The 24,833-nt window shown below is 63.2% G+C and carries 22 protein-coding genes and 4 pseudogenes; 22 read left to right on the top strand and 4 right to left on the bottom strand.

The window, feature by feature from the left end; genetic code table 11:
* The 3 genes and pseudogenes from BLW02_RS17640 to BLW02_RS17630 all read right to left on the bottom strand — a co-directional run.
* Positions 1-677: transposase zinc-binding domain-containing protein (locus BLW02_RS17640; protein WP_139285401.1), on the bottom strand; the 677-nt coding region annotated here is incomplete at its 3' end.
* A gap of 108 nt (positions 678-785) precedes the next feature.
* Positions 786-2,633 (bottom strand): dihydrolipoyl dehydrogenase, encoded by a 1,848-nt coding sequence (lpdA, locus tag BLW02_RS17635; protein WP_087748113.1) that lies wholly within the window; start codon positions 2,631-2,633, stop codon positions 786-788.
* A gap of 13 nt (positions 2,634-2,646) precedes the next feature.
* A pseudogene (locus tag BLW02_RS17630) lies at positions 2,647-3,180 on the bottom strand (2-oxo acid dehydrogenase subunit E2); the annotation flags it as partial.
* On the opposite strand from BLW02_RS17630, the pseudogene BLW02_RS17625 reads away from it, so the two are divergent.
* Positions 3,177-3,778: pseudogene (locus BLW02_RS17625) on the top strand (NAD(P)-dependent oxidoreductase); the annotation flags it as partial. The pseudogenes BLW02_RS17630 and BLW02_RS17625 sit on opposite strands and share 4 nt — an antisense overlap.
* A 140-nt stretch (positions 3,779-3,918) precedes the next feature.
* Positions 3,919-4,029: pseudogene (locus BLW02_RS20260) on the top strand (DUF2274 domain-containing protein); the annotation flags it as partial.
* 51 nt (positions 4,030-4,080) lie between these two features.
* On the opposite strand, the gene BLW02_RS17620 reads toward BLW02_RS20260, so the two are convergent.
* Positions 4,081-4,788, bottom strand: a complete 708-nt coding sequence (locus BLW02_RS17620) for a FadR/GntR family transcriptional regulator (RefSeq protein ID WP_029158455.1) — start codon at positions 4,786-4,788, stop codon at positions 4,081-4,083.
* Positions 4,789-5,068: 280 nt separating this feature from the next.
* On the opposite strand from BLW02_RS17620, the gene BLW02_RS17615 reads away from it, so the two are divergent.
* From BLW02_RS17615 to BLW02_RS17520, 20 genes and pseudogenes are all read left to right on the top strand, one after another.
* Entirely contained in the window at positions 5,069-6,250 is a 1,182-nt protein-coding gene (locus BLW02_RS17615; RefSeq protein WP_092700998.1) for an alpha-hydroxy acid oxidase, read from the top strand.
* Positions 6,251-6,282: 32 nt separating this feature from the next.
* Positions 6,283-7,053 carry an SDR family oxidoreductase gene (locus BLW02_RS17610; protein WP_092700995.1) on the top strand — a complete coding sequence of 257 codons (771 nt, stop codon included), beginning with the start codon at positions 6,283-6,285 and terminating at the stop codon, positions 7,051-7,053.
* A gap of 18 nt (positions 7,054-7,071) precedes the next feature.
* Positions 7,072-7,929, top strand: coding sequence for a fumarylacetoacetate hydrolase family protein (locus tag BLW02_RS17605; protein ID WP_019042772.1), 858 nt, complete (start codon positions 7,072-7,074; stop codon positions 7,927-7,929).
* An 86-nt stretch (positions 7,930-8,015) separates the two neighbouring features.
* The gene (locus tag BLW02_RS17600; protein ID WP_019042771.1) at positions 8,016-8,699 is read left to right on the top strand and encodes an amino acid ABC transporter permease; all 684 of its coding nucleotides are present in this window, start codon (positions 8,016-8,018) and stop codon (positions 8,697-8,699) included.
* Positions 8,700-8,712: 13 nt separating this feature from the next.
* Positions 8,713-9,360 carry an amino acid ABC transporter permease gene (locus BLW02_RS17595; RefSeq protein ID WP_092700992.1) on the top strand — a complete coding sequence of 216 codons (648 nt, stop codon included), beginning with the start codon at positions 8,713-8,715 and terminating at the stop codon, positions 9,358-9,360.
* Entirely contained in the window at positions 9,344-10,084 is a 741-nt protein-coding gene (locus tag BLW02_RS17590) for an amino acid ABC transporter ATP-binding protein (protein ID WP_092700989.1), read from the top strand. Before BLW02_RS17595 ends, BLW02_RS17590 begins: the two co-directional genes overlap by 17 nt.
* A 41-nt stretch (positions 10,085-10,125) precedes the next feature.
* Positions 10,126-10,929, top strand: a complete 804-nt coding sequence (locus tag BLW02_RS17585) for a transporter substrate-binding domain-containing protein (RefSeq protein ID WP_029158452.1) — start codon at positions 10,126-10,128, stop codon at positions 10,927-10,929.
* A 70-nt stretch (positions 10,930-10,999) separates the two neighbouring features.
* On the top strand, positions 11,000-12,526 hold the full coding sequence (locus tag BLW02_RS17580) for a UxaA family hydrolase (RefSeq protein WP_092700986.1): 1,527 nt from the start codon (positions 11,000-11,002) through the stop codon (positions 12,524-12,526).
* 38 nt (positions 12,527-12,564) lie between these two features.
* Entirely contained in the window at positions 12,565-13,728 is a 1,164-nt protein-coding gene (locus BLW02_RS17575; protein ID WP_092700983.1) for a fumarylacetoacetate hydrolase family protein, read from the top strand.
* Between the two features lie 43 nt (positions 13,729-13,771).
* Positions 13,772-15,208: an aldehyde dehydrogenase family protein gene (locus tag BLW02_RS17570; protein WP_092700980.1), complete on the top strand. Its 1,437-nt coding sequence runs from the start codon at positions 13,772-13,774 to the stop codon at positions 15,206-15,208.
* Positions 15,209-15,466: 258 nt separating this feature from the next.
* Complete coding sequence (locus tag BLW02_RS17565; protein WP_092700977.1) at positions 15,467-16,381, top strand: LysR family transcriptional regulator; 915 nt, start codon at positions 15,467-15,469, stop codon at positions 16,379-16,381.
* Positions 16,382-16,406: 25 nt separating this feature from the next.
* Entirely contained in the window at positions 16,407-16,637 is a 231-nt protein-coding gene (locus BLW02_RS17560; RefSeq protein ID WP_092701002.1) for an EexN family lipoprotein, read from the top strand.
* A 228-nt stretch (positions 16,638-16,865) separates the two neighbouring features.
* Positions 16,866-18,863: a conjugal transfer protein TraG gene (locus BLW02_RS17555; protein WP_092700974.1), complete on the top strand. Its 1,998-nt coding sequence runs from the start codon at positions 16,866-16,868 to the stop codon at positions 18,861-18,863.
* Positions 18,860-19,324 (top strand): ribbon-helix-helix protein, CopG family, encoded by a 465-nt coding sequence (locus BLW02_RS17550; protein ID WP_092700971.1) that lies wholly within the window; start codon positions 18,860-18,862, stop codon positions 19,322-19,324. Before BLW02_RS17555 ends, BLW02_RS17550 begins: the two co-directional genes overlap by 4 nt.
* Complete coding sequence (gene trbB / locus BLW02_RS17545; RefSeq protein WP_092700967.1) at positions 19,321-20,373, top strand: P-type conjugative transfer ATPase TrbB; 1,053 nt, start codon at positions 19,321-19,323, stop codon at positions 20,371-20,373. The genes BLW02_RS17550 and trbB overlap by 4 nt, the downstream gene beginning before the upstream one ends.
* The gene (locus BLW02_RS17540) at positions 20,370-20,753 is read left to right on the top strand and encodes a TrbC/VirB2 family type IV secretion system protein (protein WP_092700964.1); all 384 of its coding nucleotides are present in this window, start codon (positions 20,370-20,372) and stop codon (positions 20,751-20,753) included. The genes trbB and BLW02_RS17540 overlap by 4 nt, the downstream gene beginning before the upstream one ends.
* Positions 20,750-21,022, top strand: coding sequence for a VirB3 family type IV secretion system protein (locus tag BLW02_RS17535; RefSeq protein WP_092700961.1), 273 nt, complete (start codon positions 20,750-20,752; stop codon positions 21,020-21,022). Before BLW02_RS17540 ends, BLW02_RS17535 begins: the two co-directional genes overlap by 4 nt.
* Positions 21,023-21,034: 12 nt before the next feature.
* Positions 21,035-23,479: a conjugal transfer protein TrbE gene (gene trbE / locus BLW02_RS17530; RefSeq protein WP_092700958.1), complete on the top strand. Its 2,445-nt coding sequence runs from the start codon at positions 21,035-21,037 to the stop codon at positions 23,477-23,479.
* 17 nt (positions 23,480-23,496) lie between these two features.
* The gene (gene trbJ, locus BLW02_RS17525; RefSeq protein WP_092700955.1) at positions 23,497-24,222 is read left to right on the top strand and encodes a P-type conjugative transfer protein TrbJ; all 726 of its coding nucleotides are present in this window, start codon (positions 23,497-23,499) and stop codon (positions 24,220-24,222) included.
* Positions 24,223-24,233: 11 nt separating this feature from the next.
* Positions 24,234-24,737 (top strand): annotated as a pseudogene (locus tag BLW02_RS17520) (type IV secretion system protein); the annotation flags it as partial.
* Positions 24,738-24,833 lie beyond the last annotated feature (96 nt).

The following is a 24,833-nucleotide window of genomic DNA, read 5'->3' as shown; positions in this document are numbered from 1 at the left end:
GCAGGGTGGAATACGACACCTGACGCAGAGACTTGCATTGCGGCATCAGCGCTGCCCTCGCCTGCCACCTCCTCAAACACCCCGTCCACCACACAGACGTGGAAGTGGACGTGTTCGTTCAGGCTGGAGCCGAACCTGTGGATGAAGGCCACTGCGCCGATGTGCAGGCTTTCCTTGTCTGCATTGGCCGCGCCAATGCAGTGCGCCTGCAGGCTTTGCGCAATCACCCGCAGGAAGATGCGCAGCACCATATTGAGCACTGGCCCGTCGCGCTGCATGAAGTAACGAAGCCGCTTGGGAACCGACAGCACCCACTGGCGCACCGGCAGGCGGGGGAATACGTGATCGTTCAGGTGCGCTGCTGTCTCCACCATGCGCCGGGTGGTGCACGAGGGGCAGACTCCCCGGCCTTTGCAGGAGAAGGCTACAAAGTAGTCGTGCCCACAGTCGCCGCAGCGAGCGCGGGCAAAGCCATGGGCAAAGATGCCGCACTCAAGATACTTGGCAAACGCTTTGCGCACGAAGGGCTTGGGGGTGTGGTGGTCGCCCTGGCCGTCGAACTGACCCGCGCTGGCCAACTCTAGCCAGGTCTCGTAGTGCTCGGCTACCATTTGGTAGAGCAGCGTGCGTTCGGGGTGGCGTGGGTTGTAGAGCTTGGGCTTGGAAGTGGCTGACATGAATACTGTACAAATGCACAGTATTCTGCGGCGATTGTTTGGGTACGCAAAGCACAAGGCCCGAACCGTCGCCAGTTCGGGCCTTGTCAGGGTAGCTTGGCTGCGGACTTACTTGCGCGCAGGCGGCACATCCGTGCAGCTGCCATGCGCCACTTCCGCCGCCATGCCGATGCTCTCGCCCAGCGTCGGATGCGGGTGGATGGTCTTGCCGATGTCGACAGCGTCCGCACCCATCTCGATGGCCAGGGCGATCTCGCCGATCATGTCGCCCGCATGCGTGCCGACCATGCCGCCGCCCAGGATCTTGCCGTGGCCCCGGCCAGCATGGCCGTCTCCTGATCCTGCTTCGGGGCTGTCGTCGAACAGCAGCTTGGTGACGCCTTCGTCGCGGCCGTTGGCAATGGCGCGGCCCGAGGCCGCCCAGGGGAACAGGCCCTTCTTGACCTTGATGCCCTGCTGCTTGGCCTGGTCTTCGGTCAGGCCCACCCAGGCCACTTCGGGGTCGGTGTAGGCCACGCTGGGGATCACGCGGGCGTTGAAGGCGGCGCTGGCCAGTTCCTTGTTGCCCTGCAATTCGCCGGCGATCACTTCCGCCGCCACATGCGCCTCGTGCACCGCCTTGTGCGCCAGCATGGGCTGGCCCACGATGTCGCCGATGGCGAAGATGTGCGGCACATTGGTGCGCATCTGGATGTCCACGTTGATGAAACCGCGGTCCGTCACAGACACGCCGGCCTTGTCGGCAGCGATCTTCTTGCCGTTGGGGGTGCGGCCCACGGCCTGCAGCACCAGGTCGTAGGTGCCTTCGCTCTTCGTGCCGTCCAGGCCCTCGAACTGCACCTGGATGCCTTCGGGCGTGGCCTGGGCGCCCACGGTCTTGGTCTTGAGCAGGATGTTGTCGAAGCGGTGCTTGTTCATCTTCTCCCAGACCTTGACGAGGTCGCGGTCCGCGCCCTGCATCAGGCCGTCCATCATCTCGACCACGTCCAGGCGGGCGCCCAGCGTGCTGTACACCGTGCCCATTTCCAGGCCGATGATGCCGCCGCCGACGATGAGCATCTTTTGGGGCACGCCCTGCAGCGCCAGTGCGCCGGTGGAGTCCACCACGCGCGGATCGTCGGGCATGAAGGGCAGGCGCACGGCCTGGCTGCCAGCGGCGATGATGGCCTTCTTGAACGCCACCACCTTTTTGCTGCCGGTCTTGTCCTGGCCGGTGCCGGTGGTTTCTTCCACTTCGAGGTGGTTGGCACCCACAAAGGCGCCGTAGCCACGCACGATGGTGACCTTGCGCATCTTGGCCATCTGGCCCAGGCCGCCGGTGAGCTTGGCGATGACCTTTTCCTTGTGGCCGCGCAGCTTGTCCACGTTTACGGTGGGCGCGCCGAAGTCCACACCCAGGTCGGCCATGTGCGACACTTCGTCCATCACGGCGGCCACATGCAGCAGCGCCTTCGAGGGAATGCAGCCGACATTCAGGCACACGCCGCCCAGCTGGGCATAGCGCTCGACCAGCACGACCTTGAGGCCCAGGTCGGCAGCGCGGAAAGCGGCGCTGTAGCCGCCGGGGCCGCCGCCAAGCACAAGCACGTCGCACTCCAGGTCGGCGCTACCGGCAAAGCTCTTAGCTTCTGTTTTGATAGCTGCTTGCGCTTGCGCTGCGGGCGCTGGAGCTGGTTTTTGCTCCAAAACTGCGGGTGCAGCAGCGGGCGCTGCGGCCTGCGCCGTCTCCAGCGTGAGCAGCACGCTGCCTTCTGCGATCTTGTCGCCGAGCTTCACCTTGAGCTCCTTGACCACGCCCGCGTGGCTGGACGGAATCTCCATGGAGGCCTTGTCGGACTCCACGGTGACCAGGCTTTGCTCGGCCTTGATGGTGTCGCCGGGTTGAACCAGCACTTCGATGACGCCCACTTCGGCGAAGTCGCCAATGTCGGGGACTTGGATATCGATCACTGCCATGTTCATGTTCCTTTCACAGCAGGATGCGGCGGTAGTCCGCCAGGATTTGGCCCAGGTACACGTTGAAGCGTGCAGCGGCAGCGCCGTCGATGACGCGGTGATCCCAGGTGAGCGACAGCGGCAGCATGAGGCGCGGCACAAACTGCTTGCCGTCCCACACGGGCTCCATCTGGCTCTTGCACACGCCCAGAATGGCCACCTCGGGCGCGTTGATGATGGGCGTGAAGTAGCGCCCACCAATGCCGCCCAGGCTGGAGATGGTGAAGCAGGCGCCGCTCATGTCGGCCGGGCCCAGCTTGCCGTCTCTGGCCTTCTTGGCCAGCTCGCTCATTTCCTGGCTGATCTGGAGAATGCCCTTCTGGTCGGCATCGCGGAGCACGGGCACCACCAGGCCGTTGGGCGTGTCGGCGGCGAAGCCGATGTGGAAGTACTGCTTGTAGACGAGCGCGTCGCCGTCGAGGCTGGCGTTGAATTCGGGAAACTTCTTGAGCGCAGCCACCACCGCCTTGATGACGAAGGCGAGCATGGTCACCTTCACGCCGCTCTTACAGGTTTGTGCGGCGTGGCGACTGGTCACAGCAGCGCTTTGGCATTCACCACCGTGTGTATGGGAAGCGTCTAGGCATCCTGGGAATGGGACGCATAGGCCATGCGGTGGCGCGTCGGGGCACAGCCTTCGACATGCAGGTGAGCTATCACAAGCGCAAGCCTGTGGAAGGTTCACCGTATCTCTATACAGAATCTGTGCATGGGTTGGCCCAGTGGGCCGATTTTCTCATTGTGACCGTGGCAGGTGGCGAGCAGACGCGTCACTTGATCGATGCGAACGTACTGGATGCGCTCGGCCCGACTGCCTTTCTCATCAATGTGGCGCGTGGCAGCGTGGTCGATGAACGAGCACTCGTACATGCATTGCAGGACGGGCGAATCGCTGGCGCCGGGCTCGATGTGTACGAGGACGATCCACGCCCATACCCGGGTCTTGAAGCGATGGACAACGTTGTACTGGCTCCTCACATCGGCAGCGGCACGCACGCGACGCGGCATGCAATGGCGGATTGGGTCCTCGAAAACATCCGTACTTGGCCACCGGTCGTCCGATAGAGGAAGTCCCATGGTCAGTTGCACATTGGTCAGGCAAGTAGCACTCCGTGAGCTTGGCGCAGCTAGATACTTCGCAAGATGGCAATCGCATCGCGATCACGGTACAAGTCAGCACCATCAAGTCAGTCGGGCAGGAGATGGTCCACTTAGGAATGCGGTCCAAGCTAGCCCATGAACTGATTTTCATTTTCCCGCTGCCCTGAAAGCCGACCACTGCTACGCCTCGCTGCATGCGCAGACCTATGGCGAAGCGGTCGATGCCGCAACGCTGATCCCGCACGTGCCGGATGCGCTCAAGTCTTCCATTATTGGCATCTGTTACAAGCTATGGCGCGCTCTGTTGCTAGCCATGATCGCGGCGTGCCATTGTCCGTTTGAGTGCGGTTTTCAAGTGCCGTTGCATTGCCGCTTGAGCCTGAATGGGATCGCGAGCTTCGATCGCTTCGAGAATCTCTCGGTGCTCATTGAGTGCGACAAACCATGTGTCCACTGGGTCGTACAGACCAAGCAGCTTTGATGGCATAGGGCTTTGTCGTTCGTCGTACAGTGTCCCAACGGTTCGAGCGAGCACTTCGTTGTTCGACATCTGGGCGATTCGCACGTGAAATGCACGATCTGCTGCAATCGGAAGCTCCCCTGCTTGGCATTCGCGCTCCATCGTCTGATAGATGGCCCGTAGCGCCTTCACATCCTTTGGTTTAGCCAGCGATGCCACGGACGCGGCAATCGCACCTTCGAGGATCGCGCGGGCACCCATGATGTCGATCAGGCTGTCTCCCATCTCCACATTGTCTTGTGCGGCCTCCTCGGAGCTGGAGGGCACGCCGCAAAGATAGACACCCGAACCCATCCGGATCTCGACTCTGCCCTCAAGTTGGAGCGCAACGAGCGCTTCCCGAATCGATGGCCGTGAAACGCCAAGCTGCTCTGCGAGTGTTCGCTCGGACGGCAGGCGGCCATTGACAGCGAAATCCGGTTCGTAAATCAGCGTCCGCAATTGATCCGCGATCTGCAGATAGAGCCGGCGGGAAGGGGTCGATCTTGTGTTCACTTTGGTCCTCCGAGCTAGTGTGTCTAGCCTATTTGTTGAATGGAAGGCGCGTGCGGTGTAGGGCCGGCACTCACCTGAGCCCCAGTGAGAGCAAACCTCTCAATCTTCTTACACCCAACCTTGAGCATCGATCCAGTCAGGGATTTCCCTAGTATTGATTGGCCAAAATTGGATTGACCAGTTTTACATATTTTTATAAAGTTGCAACTGGCATGACCAATTTTAAAGAGTGCGAACGGTCGCATCTTGTGGATGTGCAGAAGCTTTTGGGGGTTGAGACTTGAAGCGTCGTTTATATACCGGGCGGGATGTAAGTCGCGCTCAGAGCATCGAGGAGCTGTGTGGGATGGCCCGCAGGCGGGTGCCTAATTTTTGTTTTGAGTACGTCGAAGGTGGCTCGGAAGACGAGGCTACTTTGCGTAGGAATCGTGAAGTCTTCTCGAACATCGCGTTTCAACCGCGGACTCTGGTGGACGTCACTGTGCGCAATCAACGTAGGCGACTGCTTGGTGAGGAGATTGCATCGCCGTTCCTGATTGGGCCGACGGGGTTCAGTGGACTGCTGTCGAGCGAAGGCGACGTGTCAATGGCACGTGCAGCGGCTTCGGCAGGCATTCCTTTCGTGCTCAGCAATGTTTCGACGACATCGCTGGAGGACGTGGTGCGGCGAGCGGGAGCGGATGCCCGGGTATGGATGCAGGTTTACATGTACCGGACCCGCGAGTTTGTAGAGAAGATTGCACGCCGGGCCCAGGATGCAGGGATTGGCACGCTGGTACTCACTACCGATAGCGCGATCTACGGCAAGCGCGAGTGGGATGTGCGGAACTTCTCTGGGCCGCTAAGCCTTAACTGGCGAAACAAGATCGACGTCATTCGGCATCCGCGCTGGATCTTCGACATCTTGTTTCCGCACGGTTTTCCTCATTTCGCAAACGTTGGCGACCTGCTGCCGCCAGGGCAGACCAGCGTCCGTGGTGCTGCGTCCTCAATGATTGGTCAGTCGCTTGACCCATCGCTATGTTGGCGAGATGTCGAGTGGCTGCGGGACATCTGGCCAGGGAAGCTCGTAATCAAGGGGGTCATGAATGCGCAGGACGCGGTTCGGGCGATTTCGGTTGGTGCGGATGGCATCGTGTTGTCGAACCATGGCGGGCGGCAATTGGATGGCGCGCTGTCAACGATGGATGTGCTCCCTGAGGTCGTAGCCGAGGTTCAGGGGCGATTGGCCGTGATGCTGGATGGCGGATTCCGTCGCGGCTCCGACATTGTGAAGGCGGTGGCTCTGGGCGCTGATGCGGTGCTGGTTGGTAGAGCCACGACCTATGGCCTGGCGGCTGGGGGGCAAGCTGGGGCCGGGCGGGCGATTGAAATCCTGCGTAGCGAAATCGATCGCGTGCTTGGACTAATGGGTTGTCCCGATCTTTCGCAAGTAGACCAGAGTTATTTACGAGCAATTTGATGAGCTCGAATTGCAACAATGGAGTCATCGCAATGAAGCGTGTAGCAGGTAAGACGGCTCTGGTCACAGCCGCAGGCAAGGGGATTGGTCGAGCTAGTGCCTTAGCGTTGGTGCGTGAAGGCGCCACGGTATGGGCTACGGATGTAGATGATTCGGCGCTGGCGGAACTGGCTGCCGAGGCTGTGAAGGCTGGATTGAGCGACTTGAAGACGGGCCGCTTGGACGTCCTGGACACGGCAGCGGTGCAGGCCTTTGTTGCACGCACCGGCAAGGTGGACGTGCTGTTCAACTGCGCCGGCTTTGTGCACCACGGCAGCATCCTTGATTGCGAGGAGGCCGACTGGGATTTCAGCTTCGATCTGAATGCCAAGGCGATGTACCGTACCATCCGCGCCTATCTGCCGTCCATGCTGGCAGGCGGCGGTGGTTCCATTATCAACATGGCGTCTGCCGCTTCGAGTGTAAAGGGCGTGCCTAACCGCTTCGTCTACGGTGCTTCGAAAGCAGCGGTAATTGGCCTGTCCAAAGCCGTGGCAGCGGACTATGTGCAGCAGGGCATACGCTGCAACGCCATTTGCCCGGGCACGGTGGAATCGCCCTCGCTGCAGGATCGCATCCGCGCGCAGGCTGAACAGGCCGGTGCCAACGAGGCTGCGGTCCGGGCGGCATTCGTGGCGCGTCAGCCGATCGGCCGCGTGGGGCGTGCCGAAGAGATTGCCGCGCTGGTGGTCTATCTGGCCAGCGACGAGTCATCGTTCACCACCGGAACCATCCATCTGATTGATGGTGGCTGGCTGAACTAATCATCAAGGAGACAAGACATGAAATTGGTACGTTACGGGCCGTCTGGCCAGGAAAAACCGGGTCTGATAGACGCCCAGGGCCAACTGCGCGACCTATCGGCCCAAGTGGCGGATATCGACGGCGCCGCGCTGTCGCCCGCGTCGCTGCACAAGCTCGCCGCCATTGATGCCGCCAGCCTGCCTGCTGTCAGCGGCCCGGTGCGCCATGGTCCGCCGGTCGCGCGCGTAGGCAAGATTATCTGCGTGGGCCTGAACTATGCCGACCACGCGGCCGAGACCGGCGCGCCGATACCGGCCGAGCCCATCCTATTCCTTAAGCCTAGCTCGTCCATCATCGGGGCCGACGATACGGTGGTGATCCCGCGCGGCTCGGTCAAGACCGACTGGGAGGTGGAACTGGGCGTGGTGATCGGCAAGAAGGCTTCGTATGTCACCGAAGCCGAGGCGCTGGACCATGTGGCCGGCTACACCATCGTCAACGATGTGTCCGAGCGCGAATACCAACTTGAGCGCGGTGGCCAGTGGGACAAAGGCAAGGGCTGCGACACCTTCTCGCCCATCGGCCCGTGGATGGTCACGAAGGACGAGGTGGCCGATCCGCAGAACCTCGGTCTGTGGCTCGATGTCAACGGCAAGCGCTTCCAGGACGGTAGCACCCGCACCATGATCTTCCCGGTTGCGAAGCTGGTGAGCTACATCAGCGAGTTCATGTCGCTGCTGCCAGGCGACATCATCAGCACCGGCACCCCGCCTGGCGTGGGCCTGGGTCAGAAGCCGCCTCTGTACCTAAAGGCCGGCGACGCCATGCGCGTGGGCATCCAGGGCCTGGGTGAGCAGCGGCAAGCCACGCGCGCCTGGTCGCGCGAGCTGGCTTGATTCCCCAAAGCTATTTGCAGTTTGCAACTACCAGTCGGGTAACCGAAGCCCAGCGGGCTTGATGGTGGTTGCGCTGAGGAGCCAATATGAAATACGAGTTTGACTTCGCCAGCGTACTGGCGCAGTGGCCACTGTTCCTGGAGGGGGCATGGACGACCGTGCAACTGTCCTTCCTGGCCACGGTACTGGGCTTTGTGCTGGGCGCGTTGTGCGCCGTGGGGCGCGGCAGCCGGTATGGCTGGCTGCGCCGGCTGGTGGGGGCCTATGTGGAGGCTATCCGCAATACGCCGCTGCTGGTGCAGAGCTACTTTCTGGTCTTCGGGCTGTCGTCGGTGGGCGCCACCATGCCCATCATGGTCGGCGCGGTGCTGGCGCTGGTGATCAATATCGGCGCCTACACCTGCGAAATCCTGCGCGCGGGCATCGAGTCCATCCACGGCGGCCAGATCGAGGCAGCCGAATGCCTGGGACTGTCGCATGTGCAGATCCTCTGGCATGTGGTACTGCGCCCGGCCGTGGAACGCGTGTGGCCGGCGTTGACCAGCCAGTTTGTGCTCATGATGCTGGCCACCAGCATCATGTCCTCGGTGGGGGCGGAGGAGTTGCTGGGTGTGGCAACCCGCATCCAGTCCGACACCTTCCGCAATTTCGAGGTCTTTCTCGTGCTGTGGGGGCTGTACCTCGCGCTCTCATACCTGATGCGCACGGGGTTCTGGCTACTGGGCTTGATGGTGTTCACGCGCCGGCGCAAGCTGGGCACGCCGCTGTGAAGGAGGTTTGATTATGACGAGCGAACAATTCTTCTCTTTGCTGCAAGGCGCCTGGGGCACGCTGGTGATGTCGTTGCTGACCTTTGCGATCGGCGGGCTTGCGGGACTGGCCCTGGCCATGGCGCGCATCTCGCCGGCCCGCCCGGTGCGGGTGGCCGCGGCCGCGTGGATACAGCTCATTCAGGGCACGCCGCTGCTGGTGCTGATGGGGCTGTGCTTCTATGGTCCCGACATTGCCGGCATCGGTTCGGTGCCCGCGCTGCTGGCGGCGACATTGGCCATGTCTATCTATGCCAGCGCCTTTCTCGGCGAAATCTGGCGCGGCTGTATCCAGGCCGTGCACAAGAGCCAGTGGGAGGCCGCCGAATGCCTGGGCCTGACGCGCTGGCAGCGCATGCGCCAAGTGGTGCTGCCCCAGGCGCTGCGCCTGGCCACGCCGCCCACGGTGGGCTTTGCGGTGCAGATCATCAAGAACACCTCGGTGGCATCGCTTGTGATCGGCTTTGCCGAGCTCTCCTACAACGCCAAGGTGCTCAACAACTCCACCTTCCAGCCCTTTGTCTATTTCGGCGCTGCCGCGCTGCTGTACTTCGCCATGAGCTATCCGCTGTCGCGCTGGAGCCTGGCACTTGAAAGGAAACTCAATGCAAGTCGCCGCTGAAACTGTCGTCCATCTGCAATCGGTGCACAAGCGCTTCGGTGCACTGCATGTGTTGCGCGGGGTGTCGTTCTCCGTCACCAAGGGCCAGGTGGTGGCCATCATTGGCAAGAGCGGCTCGGGCAAGAGCACGGCGCTGCGCTGCATCAACCGGCTCGAAAGCGTGGACGAGGGTCAGATCCGCGTCTGCGGCCACCAGGTGCACGATGCCGGGCTCGACAAGCGTGCGCTGCGGCGCGACGTGGGCATCGTGTTCCAGAGCTACAACCTGTTCCCGCACCTGACAGTGCTGCAGAACATCACACTGGGGCCGACCTCGGTCAAGCGCATGCCGGCGGCGCAAGCGCGTGAATTGGCGCTGGATGTACTAGCCCGCGTGGGCTTGGCCGATAAGGCGGGCAGCTACCCCGAGCAGCTCTCGGGCGGTCAACAGCAGCGCGTGGCGATTGCTCGCTCGCTGGCCATGCAGCCGCAGGTGATGCTGTTCGACGAAGTGACCTCGTCACTTGACCCGGAACTGACCGGCGAAGTGCTCAAGGTCATGGAAAAACTGGCCGCCGAAGGCATGACCATGATTCTCGTCACGCACGAAATGGCTTTTGCACGCAACGTGGCCGACCAGGTCATCTTCATGCACCAGGGCCAAGTTTGGGAGCAGGGCGACCCCGAGATTCTAGCCAACCCTTCCACGCCCGAGCTGCGCCAGTTCGTCGGCAACGGACTTTGATCACCCCCACCCCATCAACCATCTGAAACCCGGAGAGATACATGTCTACATCTTTGATTCGCCGCCAACTTTGCTTGCTGCTGGGCGCTGCCGCACTCGGCACAGGAATGGCCCACGCAGACCAACTGGACACCATCATGGCTGCCAAGAAGATCCGCGTGGCCATCGACATGGCCGTGCCGCCCTACAGCATGAAGGACGACAAGCTGAAGCTGATCGGCTCCGACGTGGAAACCGCCGAGCTGCTGGCCAAGGACCTGGGGCTGGAGCTGGAGTTCGTGCCGACGGTGCTGTCCAACCGCGTTCCCTTCCTGCAGACCGGCAAGGCCGACATCGTGGTGTCGGTGTTCGCCATCACGCCGGAACGAGCAAAGGTGATTGATTTTTCCGTACCCTATGCGCCGGTCTTGGTGATCGTTGCCGCGCCCAAAAACATCAAGATCACCGGGCCGGCCGATCTGGCGGGCAAGAAAGTCATCTCCACACGGGGTACGACCAATGATCAGGAGCTGACCAAGATTGCCCCCCCTGGCACGCAGATCACTCGCTTCGATGACGATGCCACGTCGCTCACCGCCATGGTGAGCGGCCAGGCGGATATCTGGGTGACGACTCCGATGCTGATGAGGACCGTCAACGAAAAAAACCCATCCCGGCAGCTCGAGGTGAAGTTCACGATCAAGGCAAACATGGCGGCCGTAGGCATGCGCAAGGGAGAGCCTCGCCTCAAGGAAAAAATCGATACCTGGGTGCGCACCAACCTGAAGAACGGGCAGCTCAATGCCATCTACAAGAAGTACCACCAAATGGATCTTCCCGCAGAAGTGTTGAATGCCGGTTCTTGAAGGCTCTTTATATGCGAGCTGTTAGCGCCCTGCCAGCCGGGCGCTAGTGCCTCATTTGCTCATAAATCACATGATCCCCTTCATCCGACTCCACCCCGCCGACGACGTGGTCATCGCCCGCACTCAGCTCGTCGGCGGCACGCCTATCGAATCAGTCACCAGCCGGGGCCTGATTCCGCCGGGCCACAAGATTGCCGTGCGCGCCATTGGCCAGGGCGAGCCGGTGCGGCGCTACAACCAGATCATCGGCTTTGCCAGCCAGCCGATCGCGCCCGGCGAGCACGTGCATGTGCACAACCTGGACATGGGGCCCGACAAGGGCGACTTTGCACGCGACTACGCCTTCGGCGCGGATGTGAAGCCTGCGCCCGCCCGGCGCGAGGCCACGTTCATGGGCATACGCCGCGCCGACGGCCGCGTGGCCACGCGCAACTACATCGGCATCCTGACCAGCGTGAATTGCTCAGCCACGGCGGCGCGGGCCATTGCCGAGCATTTCTCGCGCCGCACCAACCCGGCCGCGCTGGCGGCATACCCGAATGTCGACGGCGTGGTGGCGCTCACGCATGGCACGGGCTGCGGCATGGCCTCCGAAGGGCTGGGCATGGACATCCTGTCGCGCACGCTCACCGGCTATGCCACGCATGCCAACTTCGCCGGCGTGCTGGTGGTGGGCCTGGGCTGCGAGGCCAACCAGATCAACGCCTGGCTCGCCACCGGCCGCCTGGCCGAGGGCGAGAACCTGCGCGTCTTCAACATCCAGGACGTGGGCGGCACGCAGAAGACCGTGGACAAGGGCATTGCCCTGATCCAGGAGATGCTGCCGCGCGCCAACGCCGTGCAGCGCGAACCCTGCAGCGTAGCGCACCTGAGCATCGGCCTGCAGTGCGGCGGCTCGGACGGCTACAGCGGCGTCAGCGCCAATCCGGCACTGGGCGCGGCGGTCGACCTACTGGTGGCGCACGGCGGCACGGCCATCCTGAGCGAGACCTCCGAGGTTTATGGCGCGGAGCACCTGCTGACGCGCCGCGCCGTCTCGCGCGAAGTGGGTCAGAAACTGGTGGACCGCATCCACTGGTGGGAGCACTACACTGCGATCAACGACGGCGAGATGAACAACAACCCCTCACCCGGCAACAAGGCCGGCGGCTTGACCACCATCCTTGAAAAATCGCTGGGCGCGGTGGCCAAGGGCGGCACCACCAACCTAGAGGCGGTCTACGAGTACGCCGAGTTGGTGGCCGCGCATGGCTTCGTCTTCATGGACACGCCGGGCTACGATCCGGTCAGCGCCACCGGCCAGGTAGCGGGCGGCGCCAACCTGATCTGCTTCACCACCGGGCGCGGCAGCGCCTACGGCTGCGCGCCTTCACCTTCGCTCAAGCTGGCCACTAACAGCGCGCTGTGGCAGCGGCAAGAGGAGGACATGGACATCAACTGCGGCGAGATCGTTGACGGCACGGCCTCGATCGAGGACATGGGCCGGCGCATCTTCGAGCTGATCCTGGCCACGGCCTCGGGGCAGCAGAGCAAGAGCGAGCGCCACGGCTATGGCCAAAGCGAATTTGTGCCGTGGCAGATTGGCGCGGTGATGTGACTGCGCCGCCAACTTTCAACGCAACTGGAATTCTGAAAATGCACCCAACCCTTTCCCTCAGCTTGCCCCAAGACCTGGATCGTGCCCTGCTGATCGGGCGCGTATGGCGGCCGGCACCGATCAACGGCCCATCGGTCGTCGTCGTGCGCGGTGGCCAGGTGTTCGACATCACGCGCTTTGCGCCCACCACGGCCGATCTGTTCGAACGCGGCGACGCCGTGGACGTGGTTCGTACGGCGCCGGGCGAGCCCCTGGGCACGATCCACGCGCTGCTTGCCGGGGAGTTGGGATTGCAGTTGCTGGCGCCCTGCGACGTTCAGGCCATCAAGGCCTGTGGCGTCACGTTCGCCGTGAGCCTGCTGGAGCGGGTGATCGAGGAGCAAGCTGGCGGCGATGCCTCGAAGGCCGCCGAGGTGCGCGGCATGATCAACGAACTGATCGGCACCGATCTGGCGGAAATCCAGCCTGGTTCCGAGGGGGCGATGAAACTCAAGGCCGAGCTGCAGCGGCGCAACGCTTGGTCCCAATACATGGAAGTGGGAATAGGGCCGGACGCCGAGGTGTTCTCCAAATCCCAGCCTATGTCCGCTGTGGGTTTCGGTGCGGACATCGGACTGCACCCGGCTTCAGCCTGGAATAACCCTGAGCCGGAAATCGTGCTGGCCGTCAACAGCGCGGGCCGGGTCGTAGGCGCCACGCTCGGCAACGATGTCAATCTGCGCGACATCGAAGGCCGCTCGGCGCTACTGCTGGGCAAGGCCAAGGACAACAACGGCTCCTGCGCCATCGGTCCCTTCATCCGCTTGTTCGATGACGGTTTTTCCATCGACGATGTGCGCAGCGCGAGCGTGTCGCTGCGCATCGATGGCGATGACGGCTTCGTGCTTGAAGGTGTCAGCCACATGCGCGAGATCAGCCGCGATCCGCTCGATCTGGTCGGCCAGACCTATGGCGCCCACCACCAGTATCCCGACGGCTTCATGCTCTTTCTCGGCACCATGTTCTCGCCGATCAAGGATAGGGACACCGAGGGCGGAGGCTTCACCCACCACTTGGGCGATGTCGTCTCAATCTCCACACCGGCACTCGGCACCCTCGTGAACACCGTACGTCTTGCCACAGACATTGCACCTTGGACGTTTGGCACGCGCGCGCTATACCGCAACTTGGTGGAACGCGGTTTGCTAAGTGCGCCGCACTGAGCGGCTGGGCATTTTTTCTATGAACCGCTTGAATCGTATAGCCATGCCACAACAATTTGCCAACTTCATCAACGGCGAATGGGTCGAAAGCCCGGAGGTTTCGCCCAATATCAACCCTTCCAACCTGGACGACGTAATCGGCGAGTTTGCGCGGGCCGATGCTGAGCAGACGCAGCGGGCCATTCGAGCTGCTGCCGATGCGTTTGCCACCTGGTCGCTCTCGACGCCGCAGCAGCGCTTTGACGTGCTCGACCGCACGGGCAGCGCCTTACTGGAGCGCAAGGAAGAATTGGGCCGCCTGCTGGCGCGCGAAGAAGGCAAGACCGTGGCCGAAGGCATCGGCGAAGTAGGCCGCGCGGGCCAGATCTTCAAATTCTTTGCCGGTGAGGCCTTGCGCATCGGCGGTGAAATCGTTCCCTCGGTGCGCCCGGGCTTGACAGTAGAGGTGACGCGCGAGCCGCTGGGCGTCATCGGCCTGATCACTCCCTGGAACTTTCCTATTGCGATCCCCGCTTGGAAAATCGCGCCGGCGTTGGCCTACGGCAATTGCGTGGTGCTTAAGCCCGCCGACTTGGTGCCCGCCAGCGCCTGGGAACTCGTGAAGATCATCGCGCAAGCCGGTGCGCCACATGGCGTGATCAATCTGGTGATGGGGCGCGGCACGGTGGTCGGCGAAGCGCTGGTGGCCTCGCCCCTGGTGAACGCCATCAGCTTCACGGGATCGGTGGCTACGGGCCGGGCCATTGCCGCACGCTGTGTCGCATCGGGAAAGAAGGTGCAGCTCGAAATGGGCGGCAAGAACCCCATGGTGGTGCTCGATGATGCTGACCTCGATGTCGCCGTCGAAGCATGCATCAATGGCGCCTTCTTCTCGACGGGCCAGCGCTGCACGGCCTCCAGCCGCCTGATCGTGACCGAAGGCATCCATGATCGCTTTGTCGAGGCAATGAAGGCACGCATGGTCACGCTGAAGATCGGCGATGCACTCGCCGCCGAAACGCACATCGGGCCGGTGGTCGATGCCAAGCAATTGCAGCAGGATGAGGATTACATCCGCATTGCCCGCGAGGAAGGTGGCGAAGTCTTCGGCGGCGAGCGCGTCCCAGGGGCAAGCAAGGGTTACTTCCTGGCGCCGGCACTGATCACCGGCACAAACAACGCCATGCGCATCAACCGCGAAGAAGTGTTCGGGCCGGTGGCTTCGGTGGTTAAAGCCAAGGATTATGACGAAGCGCTTGCGCTAGCCAACGATACAGAGTTCGGCCTGTCGGCCGGCATTTGCACCACCTCGCTGCGCCATGCGACGCATTTCAAGCGCCACGTGCAGGCGGGTATGGTGATGGTCAATGTCGCCACTGCAGGAGTGGACTACCACGTGCCCTTTGGCGGTCGCAAGGGATCAAGCTATGGCCCGCGCGAGCAGGGCAGCTATGCGCGGGAGTTTTATACGATCGTCAAGACCGCATACGTGGCTAGTTGATGCCCCAATCTCTAGCAGATTGCGCTAAATAACCCTGACTATTGGGTGCGAACTTGCATGATACTTCTTTCAAAAAGGAACCCATGTACAAGCTCAATAGTCTCCCTCATTCACAGATCCTCCATGGCGATTGCTATTTGGAAAATGAATTTGATTGATTTGAATATTGGTTTTTGAAGGTCATTAGGGAGATTTAGTGAGCACTTGGCAAGGCAACTAATCTTGCGCTCCCTGTGACCTCCTGTGTGAGGCATATTCATGGAGCTTCGACATTTACGTTGCTTCCTGGCAGTAGCAGAAGAACTCCACTTCGCCCGCGCTGCTGCCCGGCTGCATATCGATCAATCACCGCTGTCACGTTCCATTAAGGAGCTGGAGGACGAGCTGGGCGCACAGCTCTTTACCCGCACGACACGAACTACTCAGTTGACCCGCGCAGGCAGGGTATTTTTGGAGCGGGTGCCCCGTATTTTTGCTGCGCTGGAGCAGGCATGCGAGGGTGTTCGCTCGGTGGGCAATGGATTTCACGGCCAGTTGCGCATTGCCTTATCCGACGGCATCACGCCTTCGCGCTTGCCCACCCTGCTCGCGCGAAGTCGGGAAGAAGAACCCGAGGTGGAGATCCGCCTCTTTGAAGTGCCTCTTGACCAGCAGATCAGGGGCTTGCATGAAGACCTGTACGACGCTGGCTTTTCGATGGCGGACGAGGTGGGCTCTGGCATCGTGGCCATCCCCGCATGGACAGACGAATTGATGGTGGCCTTTTCTTCGCGCCACCCCTTGCTGGAGCACCGGCGTATTCCGCTGGAGGCCGTGTTGCAACATCGGCTGGTCTTGGGCGATCCGGCCGCATGCCAGGGGCACACTCGACAGGTAGATCGCATTCTGCAAAGGCGGGATGAGGAGTTGCTGATCCTCCAGCGTGTCGCCACGTTCGACGTGATGATGGCCCTGGTGTCCGCAGGGCTGGCGGTGGGCCTGGCTGGTGCTGCGCATATCGCATCCAGTCGCGAGCCTGGTGTTGTTGCCCGGCACTTGGCGGGAACGCCGCCCATGCTCACCACCTACCTGCTTCGCCGTGATACGGAGCCATCCCACATGCTCGCCCGATTTATGGAGCGTGTGGTCCATATGGACTCGGCCAATGGCGGAACCGAGGCCGGCGATGTTTGAATTTACGACTGGAAGGATTGCAGCCATGAACAAGATCGTGATGCCCTTGCTTGCTGTTGTGCTGACGGCCTGCGGCCCTGCCAAGCCTACGGAAACCGTGGATGAGTTGGTGGCGAACCCCGCACGCATCAAGGAAATCCAGCGCCTGTGTAAAGAAGATCGTGCGAAGGTCGGCGATGAGCTTTGTTTGCGCGCTGCAGCTGCCGCTGAACGGCGCTTCTTCGGAGAGCGGCCTGAACAGAAGAAGACTCAGTAGCTCAGGCCCGGCACGCCTCTGGGTCGCGCCATCGCGACAAGTTGCGTACTGTTACCTCGATACGCCGCAGCGCTTCATGGCCTGCGGCGTTTTTATTGTGTTTTCTACAGCAAGAACTATGGCTTTTTGAGCCTTAATCTCTGCGGTTTCCGTCTTTGACCTGCACTCCTCAGGGCATTGATCCTCATGCGTGCGGCACGTTGTTGTGCCGTGATCGGAGGATGGGTAGTGCAAGGGACGAACGTGCTGTTCGGTCAGATCGCCGTGGTATTCGGCATCGTGATCGCCGGAGTGTGGGGCGCCACACAATGGACAGCAGCCGCCCTTGGCTACCAACTACGCCTTGGCTCGCCCTGGTTTGATTTCTTCGGCACGCCGGTCTATCACCCTTGGCGGCTGTTCGAGTGGTGGTTCTTCTTCGACGCCTACGCGCCACGCGTGTTCGACACCGGCGGCGCCATCGCGGGCGGCAGCGGTCTTGTCGCCGTGCTGGTGGCGATTGGCATGTCGATCTGGCGCTCGCGGCAATCGCGCCTGGTCACGACCTACGGCTCGGCTCGCTGGGCGAACGCGGATGACATTCGCAAAGCCGACCTCACACAGCCGGCCGGCGTGTTCCTTGGCCAGCACAACCGTCAGTACCTGCGGCATGAAGGGCCGGAACACGTCCTGACCTTCGCGCCCACGCGCTCGGGCAAAGGCGTCGGTCTGGTAGTGCCGACGCTGCTGTCTTGGCCGGCCTCGGCCGTCATCCACGACATCAAGGGCGAGAACTGGCAGATCACCGCCGGCTGGCGCAGCCGATTCAGCCACTGCCTGCTGTTCAACCCGACTGATGCGCAGTCGGCGGCCTACAACCCGCTGCTGGAGGTGCGACGCGGCGCGCATGAAGTGCGCGACGTTCAGAACATTGCCGACATTTTGGTTGATCCCGAAGGCGCGCTGGAGAAGCGCAACCATTGGGAGAAGACCTCGCACGCGCTGCTGGTCGGGGCCATCCTGCATGTGCTCTACGCGGGCGAGGACAAGACGCTGCGCGGCGTCGCCAACTTCCTGTCCGATCCGGCCAGTCCCTTCGAGCTGACCTTGCACCGGATGATGACCACGCCGCACCTCGGCGATGGCCCGCATCCGGTGGTGGCGTCCGCTGCGCGCGAAGTGCTCAACAAGTCGGACAACGAGCGTTCCGGCGTGTTGAGCACGGCAATGTCGTTCCTCGGCCTGTACCGTGATCCCACGGTGGCCGAAGTCACCTCGCGCTGCGACTGGCGCATCGCCGACCTGATCGCGGCAGAGCATCCGGTATCGCTGTACCTGGTGGTTCCGCCTTCGGACATTTCGCGCACGAAGCCGCTCATTCGCCTCATCCTCAACCAGATCGGCCGGCGCCTCACCGAATCGCTCGATGGCTCCGACGGCATCGAGCAGCGCCACAAGCTGCTGCTGATGCTCGACGAATTCCCGGCACTGGGCCGCCTGGACTTCTTCGAGACGGCCTTGGCCTTCATGGCGGGCTACGGCATCCGCAGCTTCCTTATCGCTCAGAGCCTGAACCAGATCGACAAAGCCTACGGCCAGAACCATTCGATTCTGGACAACTGCCACGTCCGCGTGACGTTTGCGACGAACGACGAACGCACGGCCAAACGTATTTCCGAAACGCTCGGCACCGCCACCGAGCTGCGCGCGCAGCGCAACTATGCGGGCCACCGCCTGGCGCCCTGGCTGGGCCATGTGATGGTGTCGCGTCAGGAAACCGCACGCCCGCTGCTGACGCCGGGCGAGGTGATGCAGCTTCCGCCGGACGAAGCCGTGGTGATGGTGTCCAGCGTGGCGCCGATCAAGGCGAAGAAGCTGCGCTACTACGCGGACAGCAATTTCAAGCGGCGCGTGCTGCCGCCGCCCGCGCTGGCGGACAGCCAGTACGCCGACGCCCCACCGTTGCGCCCCAACGACTGGAGCGGGCTGGCAATCCCGCCAACGCCCGCTACACCGACCACGGCATCCGCCGATGACCTTGGTTCCGCCGACGACGGCGGGCCACGCCGTCAGCCCGAACTCTCCGAAACCGTCGCCTACGACCCCGAGCTGGCCGCGCCTGTGGCCGACCTCGGCCTGCTGGACGACGACGACCTGCCGCTTCCCCTTCCTCGCCAGCTTGATCCGGCTATGCAGCGCACGGCCCGGCTGGCTTCCCTCGACCCCAACGACGGCATCGAGCTATGACCCAGCACCGTTTGAATCTCTTCATTCAGCCCGAGCACGCCAAGCGGCTGGACGAACTGGCCGCCAAGAAAGGCGTGTCCAAGTCGTCCATTGTCGCAGCGGCGCTCGCATCGTGGCTGTCGCCCGATGCAGCCGACCAGCGCGAGGCGGCCATCGCCAAACGCCTTGATCGCCTGTCGCGCCAGGCGGAGCGCATGGAACGTGACCAGAACATCGCCATCGAGACGCTGGCACTGTTCATTCGCTACTACCTCACGGTCAGCACGCCAGTCCCCGAAGCGCACCAAGAGGCCGCTCGCGCCCAGGGGAAGGCGCGCTTCGAGCAGTTCGTTGAACAGTTGGGCCGCCACCTGCTGCGCGGGCGCAGCCTGGTGCGCGACGTGGTGGAGGAGCTGCATCCCGACCCGATGCGGATGGAGGACGCGGCGGCAGCCGCGCAAGCGCGGGAGCGTGCGTCATGAGCGCCGCTCCGCAGTCCATGAGCGCCACGTCGCTCGACCGCCGCATCCAGATGTTGCGCACGGCGATGGGGCCGCTGATCGCCACCGCGCTCGAAGACCCGGACGTGGTGGAGGTGATGCTGAATCCCGATCGCACCCTTTGGGTGGATCGGCTGTCCAGCGGGCGCGCACCGATGGGCGTGGAGCTGTCCGAAGCGGACGGCGAGCGAATCATCCGCCTCGTGGCCGCCCACGTCGGCGCGGAGGTGCATCGCGGCCAACCGCTGCTGTCGGCAGAGTTGCCCGAGACGGGAGAACGCTTCGAGGGCATCTTGCCGCCGGCTGCACCGGGGCCGGCCTTCGCGCTGCGCAAGCGGGCCATCGGCGTGATCCCACTGGAGCGGTACGTCATCGACGGGATGATGACCAGCGCCCAGGCGGGCTTTCTCGTTCGCGCCGTGCGCGAGCGGCAGAACGTCTTGATCGCCGGCGCCACCAGCAGCGGCAAGACCACGCTCGCCAATGCCTTGCTCGCGGAAATCGCCGCCACCGGCGACCGCGTGCTGGTGCTCGAAGACACGGTGGAACTGCAATGCGCGGCCCGCGACCACGTACCGCTGCGCACGCGCGCAGGCGTGGTGTCCATGACGGAGCTGGTGCGTTCGTCCATGCGCCTGCGCCCGGATCGTGTCGTCGTCGGCGAGGTGCGCGGCGCCGAGGCGCTGGATCTCATCAAGGTGTGGGGCACGGGCCACCCCGGCGGCATCGCCACGATCCACGGCGGTTCCGCGCTGGGTGCGCTGCTGCGCTTGGAGCAACTGATTCTCGAAGTGGCCGTGAACCCGCCTCGCGCGCTGATCGCCGAGGCGGTCAACGTAGTGATCCACATCGCCGGGCGCGGACGCAAGCGCCGCATCGAGAGCATCGCCCGCGTCGTCGGCTTCGACGGCGTGGGCTACCAACTGGCGGACGCGCTGGAAACGCCGTTTCCCGAGCTTCAGCCACTTCCCGATGCCGCACCCGCTGCGGCGACTTCCCCATCCCCTGACTCACTTGGAGAACTGCCATGACGCAGATGACCATTCCTGCTTTCCGTTTTTCTGCAAATCCGGCTTTGCGTCTTGCGCGGCTGCGCTGCCTGGCCCGTCCTGCGGGGCAAGGGCTGCTGCTGGCCGCGCTGCTGTTGTTCCTGGCCGGAACCGCCCAGGCCGCCGGTTCCTCGATGCCGTGGGAAGGCCCGCTGCAATCCATCCTCGATTCCATCCAGGGGCCGGTGGCCCGCATCGTCGCAGTCATCATCATCATCGCCACGGGCCTCGCGCTCGCCTTCGGCGACACGTCGGGAGGCTTCCGCAAGCTGATCCAGATCGTGTTCGGCCTGTCTATCGCGTTCGCGGCTTCCAGCTTCTTCCTGTCGTTCTTCAGCTTCTCCGGCGGGGCCGTCGTATGAACGCCCCGGAGACCTTCGCGGACGGCTTCGAGGTGCCGCTGCATCGCTCGCTGACCGAGCCGATTCTGCTGGGCGGTGCGCCGCGCACCGTGGCGATCGCCAACGGCACGCTGGCCGCCGCCGTCGGACTTGGCCTGCAACTGTGGATTCCGGGCGTGGTGCTTTGGATCGTTGGTCATTCTTTGGCGGTGTGGGGAGCGCGCGTCGATCCGCAGTTCATGCAGGTCTTCGCTCGCCACATCAAGCACAAGCCGCTGCTGGACGTGTGAGGGGATGCCGCCATGCTGAACCTCGCCGAATACCGCCAGCGCCCGGCCTTGCTCGCCGACTGGCTGCCTTGGGCCGGGCTGGTCGCGCCGGGCGTCGTCTTGAACAAGGACGGCAGTTTCCAGCGCACGGCCCGGTTTCGCGGGCCTGACCTCGACAGCGCGACGCAGGGCGAGCTGGTCGCCACGTCGGCGCGGTTGAACAATGCGCTGCGCCGCATGGGATCGGGCTGGGCGCTATTCATCGAAGCCGAGCGCCGGCCTGCGGCCGATTATCCGCACTCAGATTTTCCCGAGCCGCTTTCGTGGGTGGTGGAGGAAGAACGCCGGGCCGCCTTCGAAGAATCGGGCCATCACTTCGAGAGCGGCTATCACCTGACGCTGCTCTATCTGCCGCCGGAAGAATCCCGCGCCCGTGCAGCCAAGATGCTCTACGAGAACACGCCGACGAATGGCGTGGACTGGCGCGAGCGGCTGCAAGCCTTCGTCGCGGAAACGGATCGCGTCTTCGACCTGCTCGACGGCGTGATGCCGGAAATTGACTGGCTCGATGACGAGCAGACGCTGACCTACCTGCACGCGACCATCTCGACGCGGCGCTATCGCGTGGGCGTGCCCGAAGTGCCGTTCCACATCGACGCGCTGCTGACCGATTCCGCGCTGGTCGGCGGCCTGGCGCCCATGCTGGGCGACCAGCACCTGCGCGTGGTGTCGGTGCGCGGCTTCCCGACCTCGACCTGGCCTGGGATTCTGGACGACCTCAACCGCCTCGGCTTTGCCTACCGCTGGAGCACGCGCTTCCTGTGCCTGGACAAAGCCGAGGCGGAAAAAGAACTTGCCCGCCTGCGCCGCCAGTGGTTTGCAAAAAGGAAGAACGTCATCGCGCTGCTGCGCGAAACCATCTTCCAGCAGGAGACGCCGCTGGTGGACACGGATGCCAGCAACAAGGCCGCCGATGCGGATGCCGCATTGCAGGAGCTGGGCAGCGATCAGGTTTCTTTCGGCTACCTCACCGCCACGGTGACGGTGCTCGATGCCGACCCGGCCGCAGCCGACGAGAAGCTGCGCATGGTGGAGCGCGTCATCCAGGGCCGGGGCTTCGTGACCATCCCCGAAACTCTCAATTCGGTGGAGGCATGGCTGTCCTCGCTCCCCGGCAATGCTTACGCCAGTGTGCGCCAGCCCATCGTCTCGACTCTGAACCTGGCGCACATGATGCCAGTGTCGGCAGTATGGGCCGGGCCTGAACGCAATGCCCACCTCGACGGCCCGCCGTTGATCGTCACGCGCACCGAAGGCGCCACGCCGTTCCGGCTGGTGACGCACATCGGCGACGTAGGCCACACGCTGGTGGCCGGCCCGACCGGCATGGGCAAGTCGGTCTTGCTCGCCACGCTGGCGATGCAGTTCCGCCGCTATCGCGGATCGCGCATCTTCGCGTTCGACATGGGCCGCTCGATGCGCGCCACGATCCTAGGGTTGGGCGGCGAGCACTACGACCTGGGGACGGACGGAGAAATCGCCTTCCAGCCTTTGGCACGCATCGAGCGCGAGGGCTACCGCACCTGGGCCGCCGAATGGATCGAAGGCCGATTGCTGCATGAGGGCGTGGCAGTCGGCCCCGACGAGAAAGCGGCTATCTGGTCGGCGCTGGGAAGCCTCGCCGGTGCGCCGGTGGAGCAGCGCACGATGACGGGGCTTTCCGTGCTGCTGCAATCGAACACGCTGCGTCAGGCGCTGTCGCCCTATGTGCTCGGCGGTGCCCACGGCAAGCTGCTGGACGCCGACCATGACCGGCTGGGCATGGCCGACGTGCAGTGCTTCGAGATGGAAGAGCTGATGCACAGCAAGGCCGCCGTCATGGCCGTGCTGCATTACCTCTTTGCGCGCTTCGATGAACGATTTGACGGTGCGCCCACGCTGCTGATTCTCGATGAAGCGTGGCTGTTCCTCGATGATCCGGTGTTCGCGGCACGCATTCGGCAATGGCTCAAGACGCTCAGGAAAAAGAACGTCAGCGTCATCTTCTCCACGCAGAGCCTCGCCGACGTCAAGGAATCGAGCATCGCGCCCGCGATCATCGAGAGCTGCGCGAGCCGCATTTTCCTCGCCAACCCGCAGGCGACTGAGCCGCAGATTCGCACGATCTACGAGGGCTTCGGCCTCAACAGGCGGCAGATCGAAATCGTCGCCACCGCGCAGCCCAAGCGCGACTACTACTACCAATCCCGTCTCGGCAACCGCCTGTTCGACCTCGACCTGGGGCCGACGACGTTGGCGTTCGCGGGTGCTTCCACGCCGCAAGACCAGCGCGCCATCGACGAGGTTCTTGGCCGCGTGCTCCAGGACGCCGGCATGCCCAGCTTCGCGGGCGCGTGGCTGCGCCATCGCGGCCTCGATTGGGCGGCTGACCTGCTGCCCTCGTTTCCCGGCCTTGCGCCGGGTTCCCTCACTGACTAACCACTGGAGAACCAGCCATGAAGAAGCGCCTTGTTGCCGCGGCCATCGCGGCCATGCTTTGCACCGCCACCGCCCATGCGCAATGGGTCGTGATCGACCCCACGAACCTCGTGCAGAACACGCTGACCGCGATCCGCACCCTGGAGCAGATCAACAACCAGATCCAGCAGCTCCAGAACGAAGCCCAGATGCTGATGAACCAGGCTCGCAATCTGGCGAGCCTGCCGTCCAGCGTGGTGAGCCGGCTGCGCAGCAATCTGGCAACCACGCAGCGGCTGATCGACCAGGCCCGAGGCTTGGCCTATGACGTGACGAATCTGGATCGGGAGTTTCAGCGCCTGTATCCCGAGCAGTACGTCGCCACGGTGAGCGGCGACCAGATGTACCGCGACGCCCAGGAGCGCTGGAAAAATACGCTCAATGGCTTGCAGACCACCATGCAGATGCAGGCCCAGGCGTCCCAAAACCTGAGCGATGACGAGGGTGTGCTGGCCGACCTCGTGGGCAAGAGCCAGTCGGCTGTTGGGGCCTTGCAGGCGATGCAGGCCATGAACCAACTGCTGGCTCTGCAGGCCAAGCAGTCGATCCAGACACAGCGGCTGCATATCACCCAGGACCGAGCAGTCTCGCTGGAGCTGGCCCGGCAGGCGGCGGCCACCGAGCGCGGGCGTGAAGTCACGCGGCGCTTCCTGGGCACGGGTACGCCGTACACGCCGCAGGCCGTCCATTTCTACGGCAACTGACGGGTGTGGCCATGAACGATGTCGCGGTCATTGACCGCTTCCTCGATACCTTCTCGCGCTACATCGACTCGGGCTTTGGTTTGCTGCAGGGCGAGGTCGCGTTCCTGACCGCCACGCTGATCGTCATCGACATGACGCTGGCGGGCCTGCTTTGGGCCATGAGCCACGCCACGGGCCAGGGCGAGGACGTGATCGCCAAGCTGCTGCGCAAGGTGCTCTACGTGGGCGCCTTCGCCTACATCATCGGCAACTTCAACACGCTGGCGGGCGTCGTGTTCCGCTCTTTCGCCGGGCTGGGACTGACGGCCAGCGGCTCCAGCTTGAGCATGGGCAGCTTCCTGCAGCCGGGCCGCCTCGCCAAGACCGGCATCGACGCGGCAGCCCCTATCCTCGACCAGATCCGGCAGATGGCGGGCTTCCCGGAGGTATTCGTCAACATCACCTCCATCGTGGTGCTGTTCCTCGCTTGGGGCATCGTCATCCTGTGCTTTTTTGTGCTGGCGGTGCAGCTTTTCGCCCCGATGGCCACCCAAATTCCCCCGCCTATGGCCACCTCAAACTCCCCCACCTGAACTGATCGGGGATAGGGGTTAAACGCCGGCGCCGTCGGC

It is taken from the genome of Acidovorax soli (assembly GCF_900107605.1).
GTDB classification, from domain to species: domain Bacteria; phylum Pseudomonadota; class Gammaproteobacteria; order Burkholderiales; family Burkholderiaceae_C; genus Acidovorax; species Acidovorax soli.
Note: the sequence above shows the minus strand (reverse complement) of the source record. Positions and strands in the feature narration are given on the sequence as shown.

Bases quoted from the DNA above. Each gene is read 5' to 3' on its own strand.
- lpdA (WP_087748113.1), bottom strand. From the start codon at position 2,633: ATGGCAGTGATCGATATCCAAGTCCCCGACATTGGCGACTTCGCCGAA.
- BLW02_RS17610 (WP_092700995.1), top strand. From the start codon at position 6,283: ATGAAGCGTGTAGCAGGTAAGACGGCTCTGGTCACAGCCGCAGGCAAG.
- BLW02_RS17605 (WP_019042772.1), top strand. From the start codon at position 7,072: ATGAAATTGGTACGTTACGGGCCGTCTGGCCAGGAAAAACCGGGTCTG.
- BLW02_RS17600 (WP_019042771.1), top strand. From the start codon at position 8,016: ATGAAATACGAGTTTGACTTCGCCAGCGTACTGGCGCAGTGGCCACTG.
- BLW02_RS17595 (WP_092700992.1), top strand. From the start codon at position 8,713: ATGACGAGCGAACAATTCTTCTCTTTGCTGCAAGGCGCCTGGGGCACG.
- BLW02_RS17590 (WP_092700989.1), top strand. From the start codon at position 9,344: ATGCAAGTCGCCGCTGAAACTGTCGTCCATCTGCAATCGGTGCACAAG.
- BLW02_RS17585 (WP_029158452.1), top strand. From the start codon at position 10,126: ATGTCTACATCTTTGATTCGCCGCCAACTTTGCTTGCTGCTGGGCGCT.
- BLW02_RS17580 (WP_092700986.1), top strand. From the start codon at position 11,000: ATGATCCCCTTCATCCGACTCCACCCCGCCGACGACGTGGTCATCGCC.
- BLW02_RS17575 (WP_092700983.1), top strand. From the start codon at position 12,565: ATGCACCCAACCCTTTCCCTCAGCTTGCCCCAAGACCTGGATCGTGCC.
- BLW02_RS17570 (WP_092700980.1), top strand. From the start codon at position 13,772: ATGCCACAACAATTTGCCAACTTCATCAACGGCGAATGGGTCGAAAGC.
- BLW02_RS17565 (WP_092700977.1), top strand. From the start codon at position 15,467: ATGGAGCTTCGACATTTACGTTGCTTCCTGGCAGTAGCAGAAGAACTC.
- BLW02_RS17560 (WP_092701002.1), top strand. From the start codon at position 16,407: ATGAACAAGATCGTGATGCCCTTGCTTGCTGTTGTGCTGACGGCCTGC.
- BLW02_RS17550 (WP_092700971.1), top strand. From the start codon at position 18,860: ATGACCCAGCACCGTTTGAATCTCTTCATTCAGCCCGAGCACGCCAAG.
- trbB (WP_092700967.1), top strand. From the start codon at position 19,321: ATGAGCGCCGCTCCGCAGTCCATGAGCGCCACGTCGCTCGACCGCCGC.
- BLW02_RS17540 (WP_092700964.1), top strand. From the start codon at position 20,370: ATGACGCAGATGACCATTCCTGCTTTCCGTTTTTCTGCAAATCCGGCT.
- BLW02_RS17535 (WP_092700961.1), top strand. From the start codon at position 20,750: ATGAACGCCCCGGAGACCTTCGCGGACGGCTTCGAGGTGCCGCTGCAT.
- trbE (WP_092700958.1), top strand. From the start codon at position 21,035: ATGCTGAACCTCGCCGAATACCGCCAGCGCCCGGCCTTGCTCGCCGAC.
- trbJ (WP_092700955.1), top strand. From the start codon at position 23,497: ATGAAGAAGCGCCTTGTTGCCGCGGCCATCGCGGCCATGCTTTGCACC.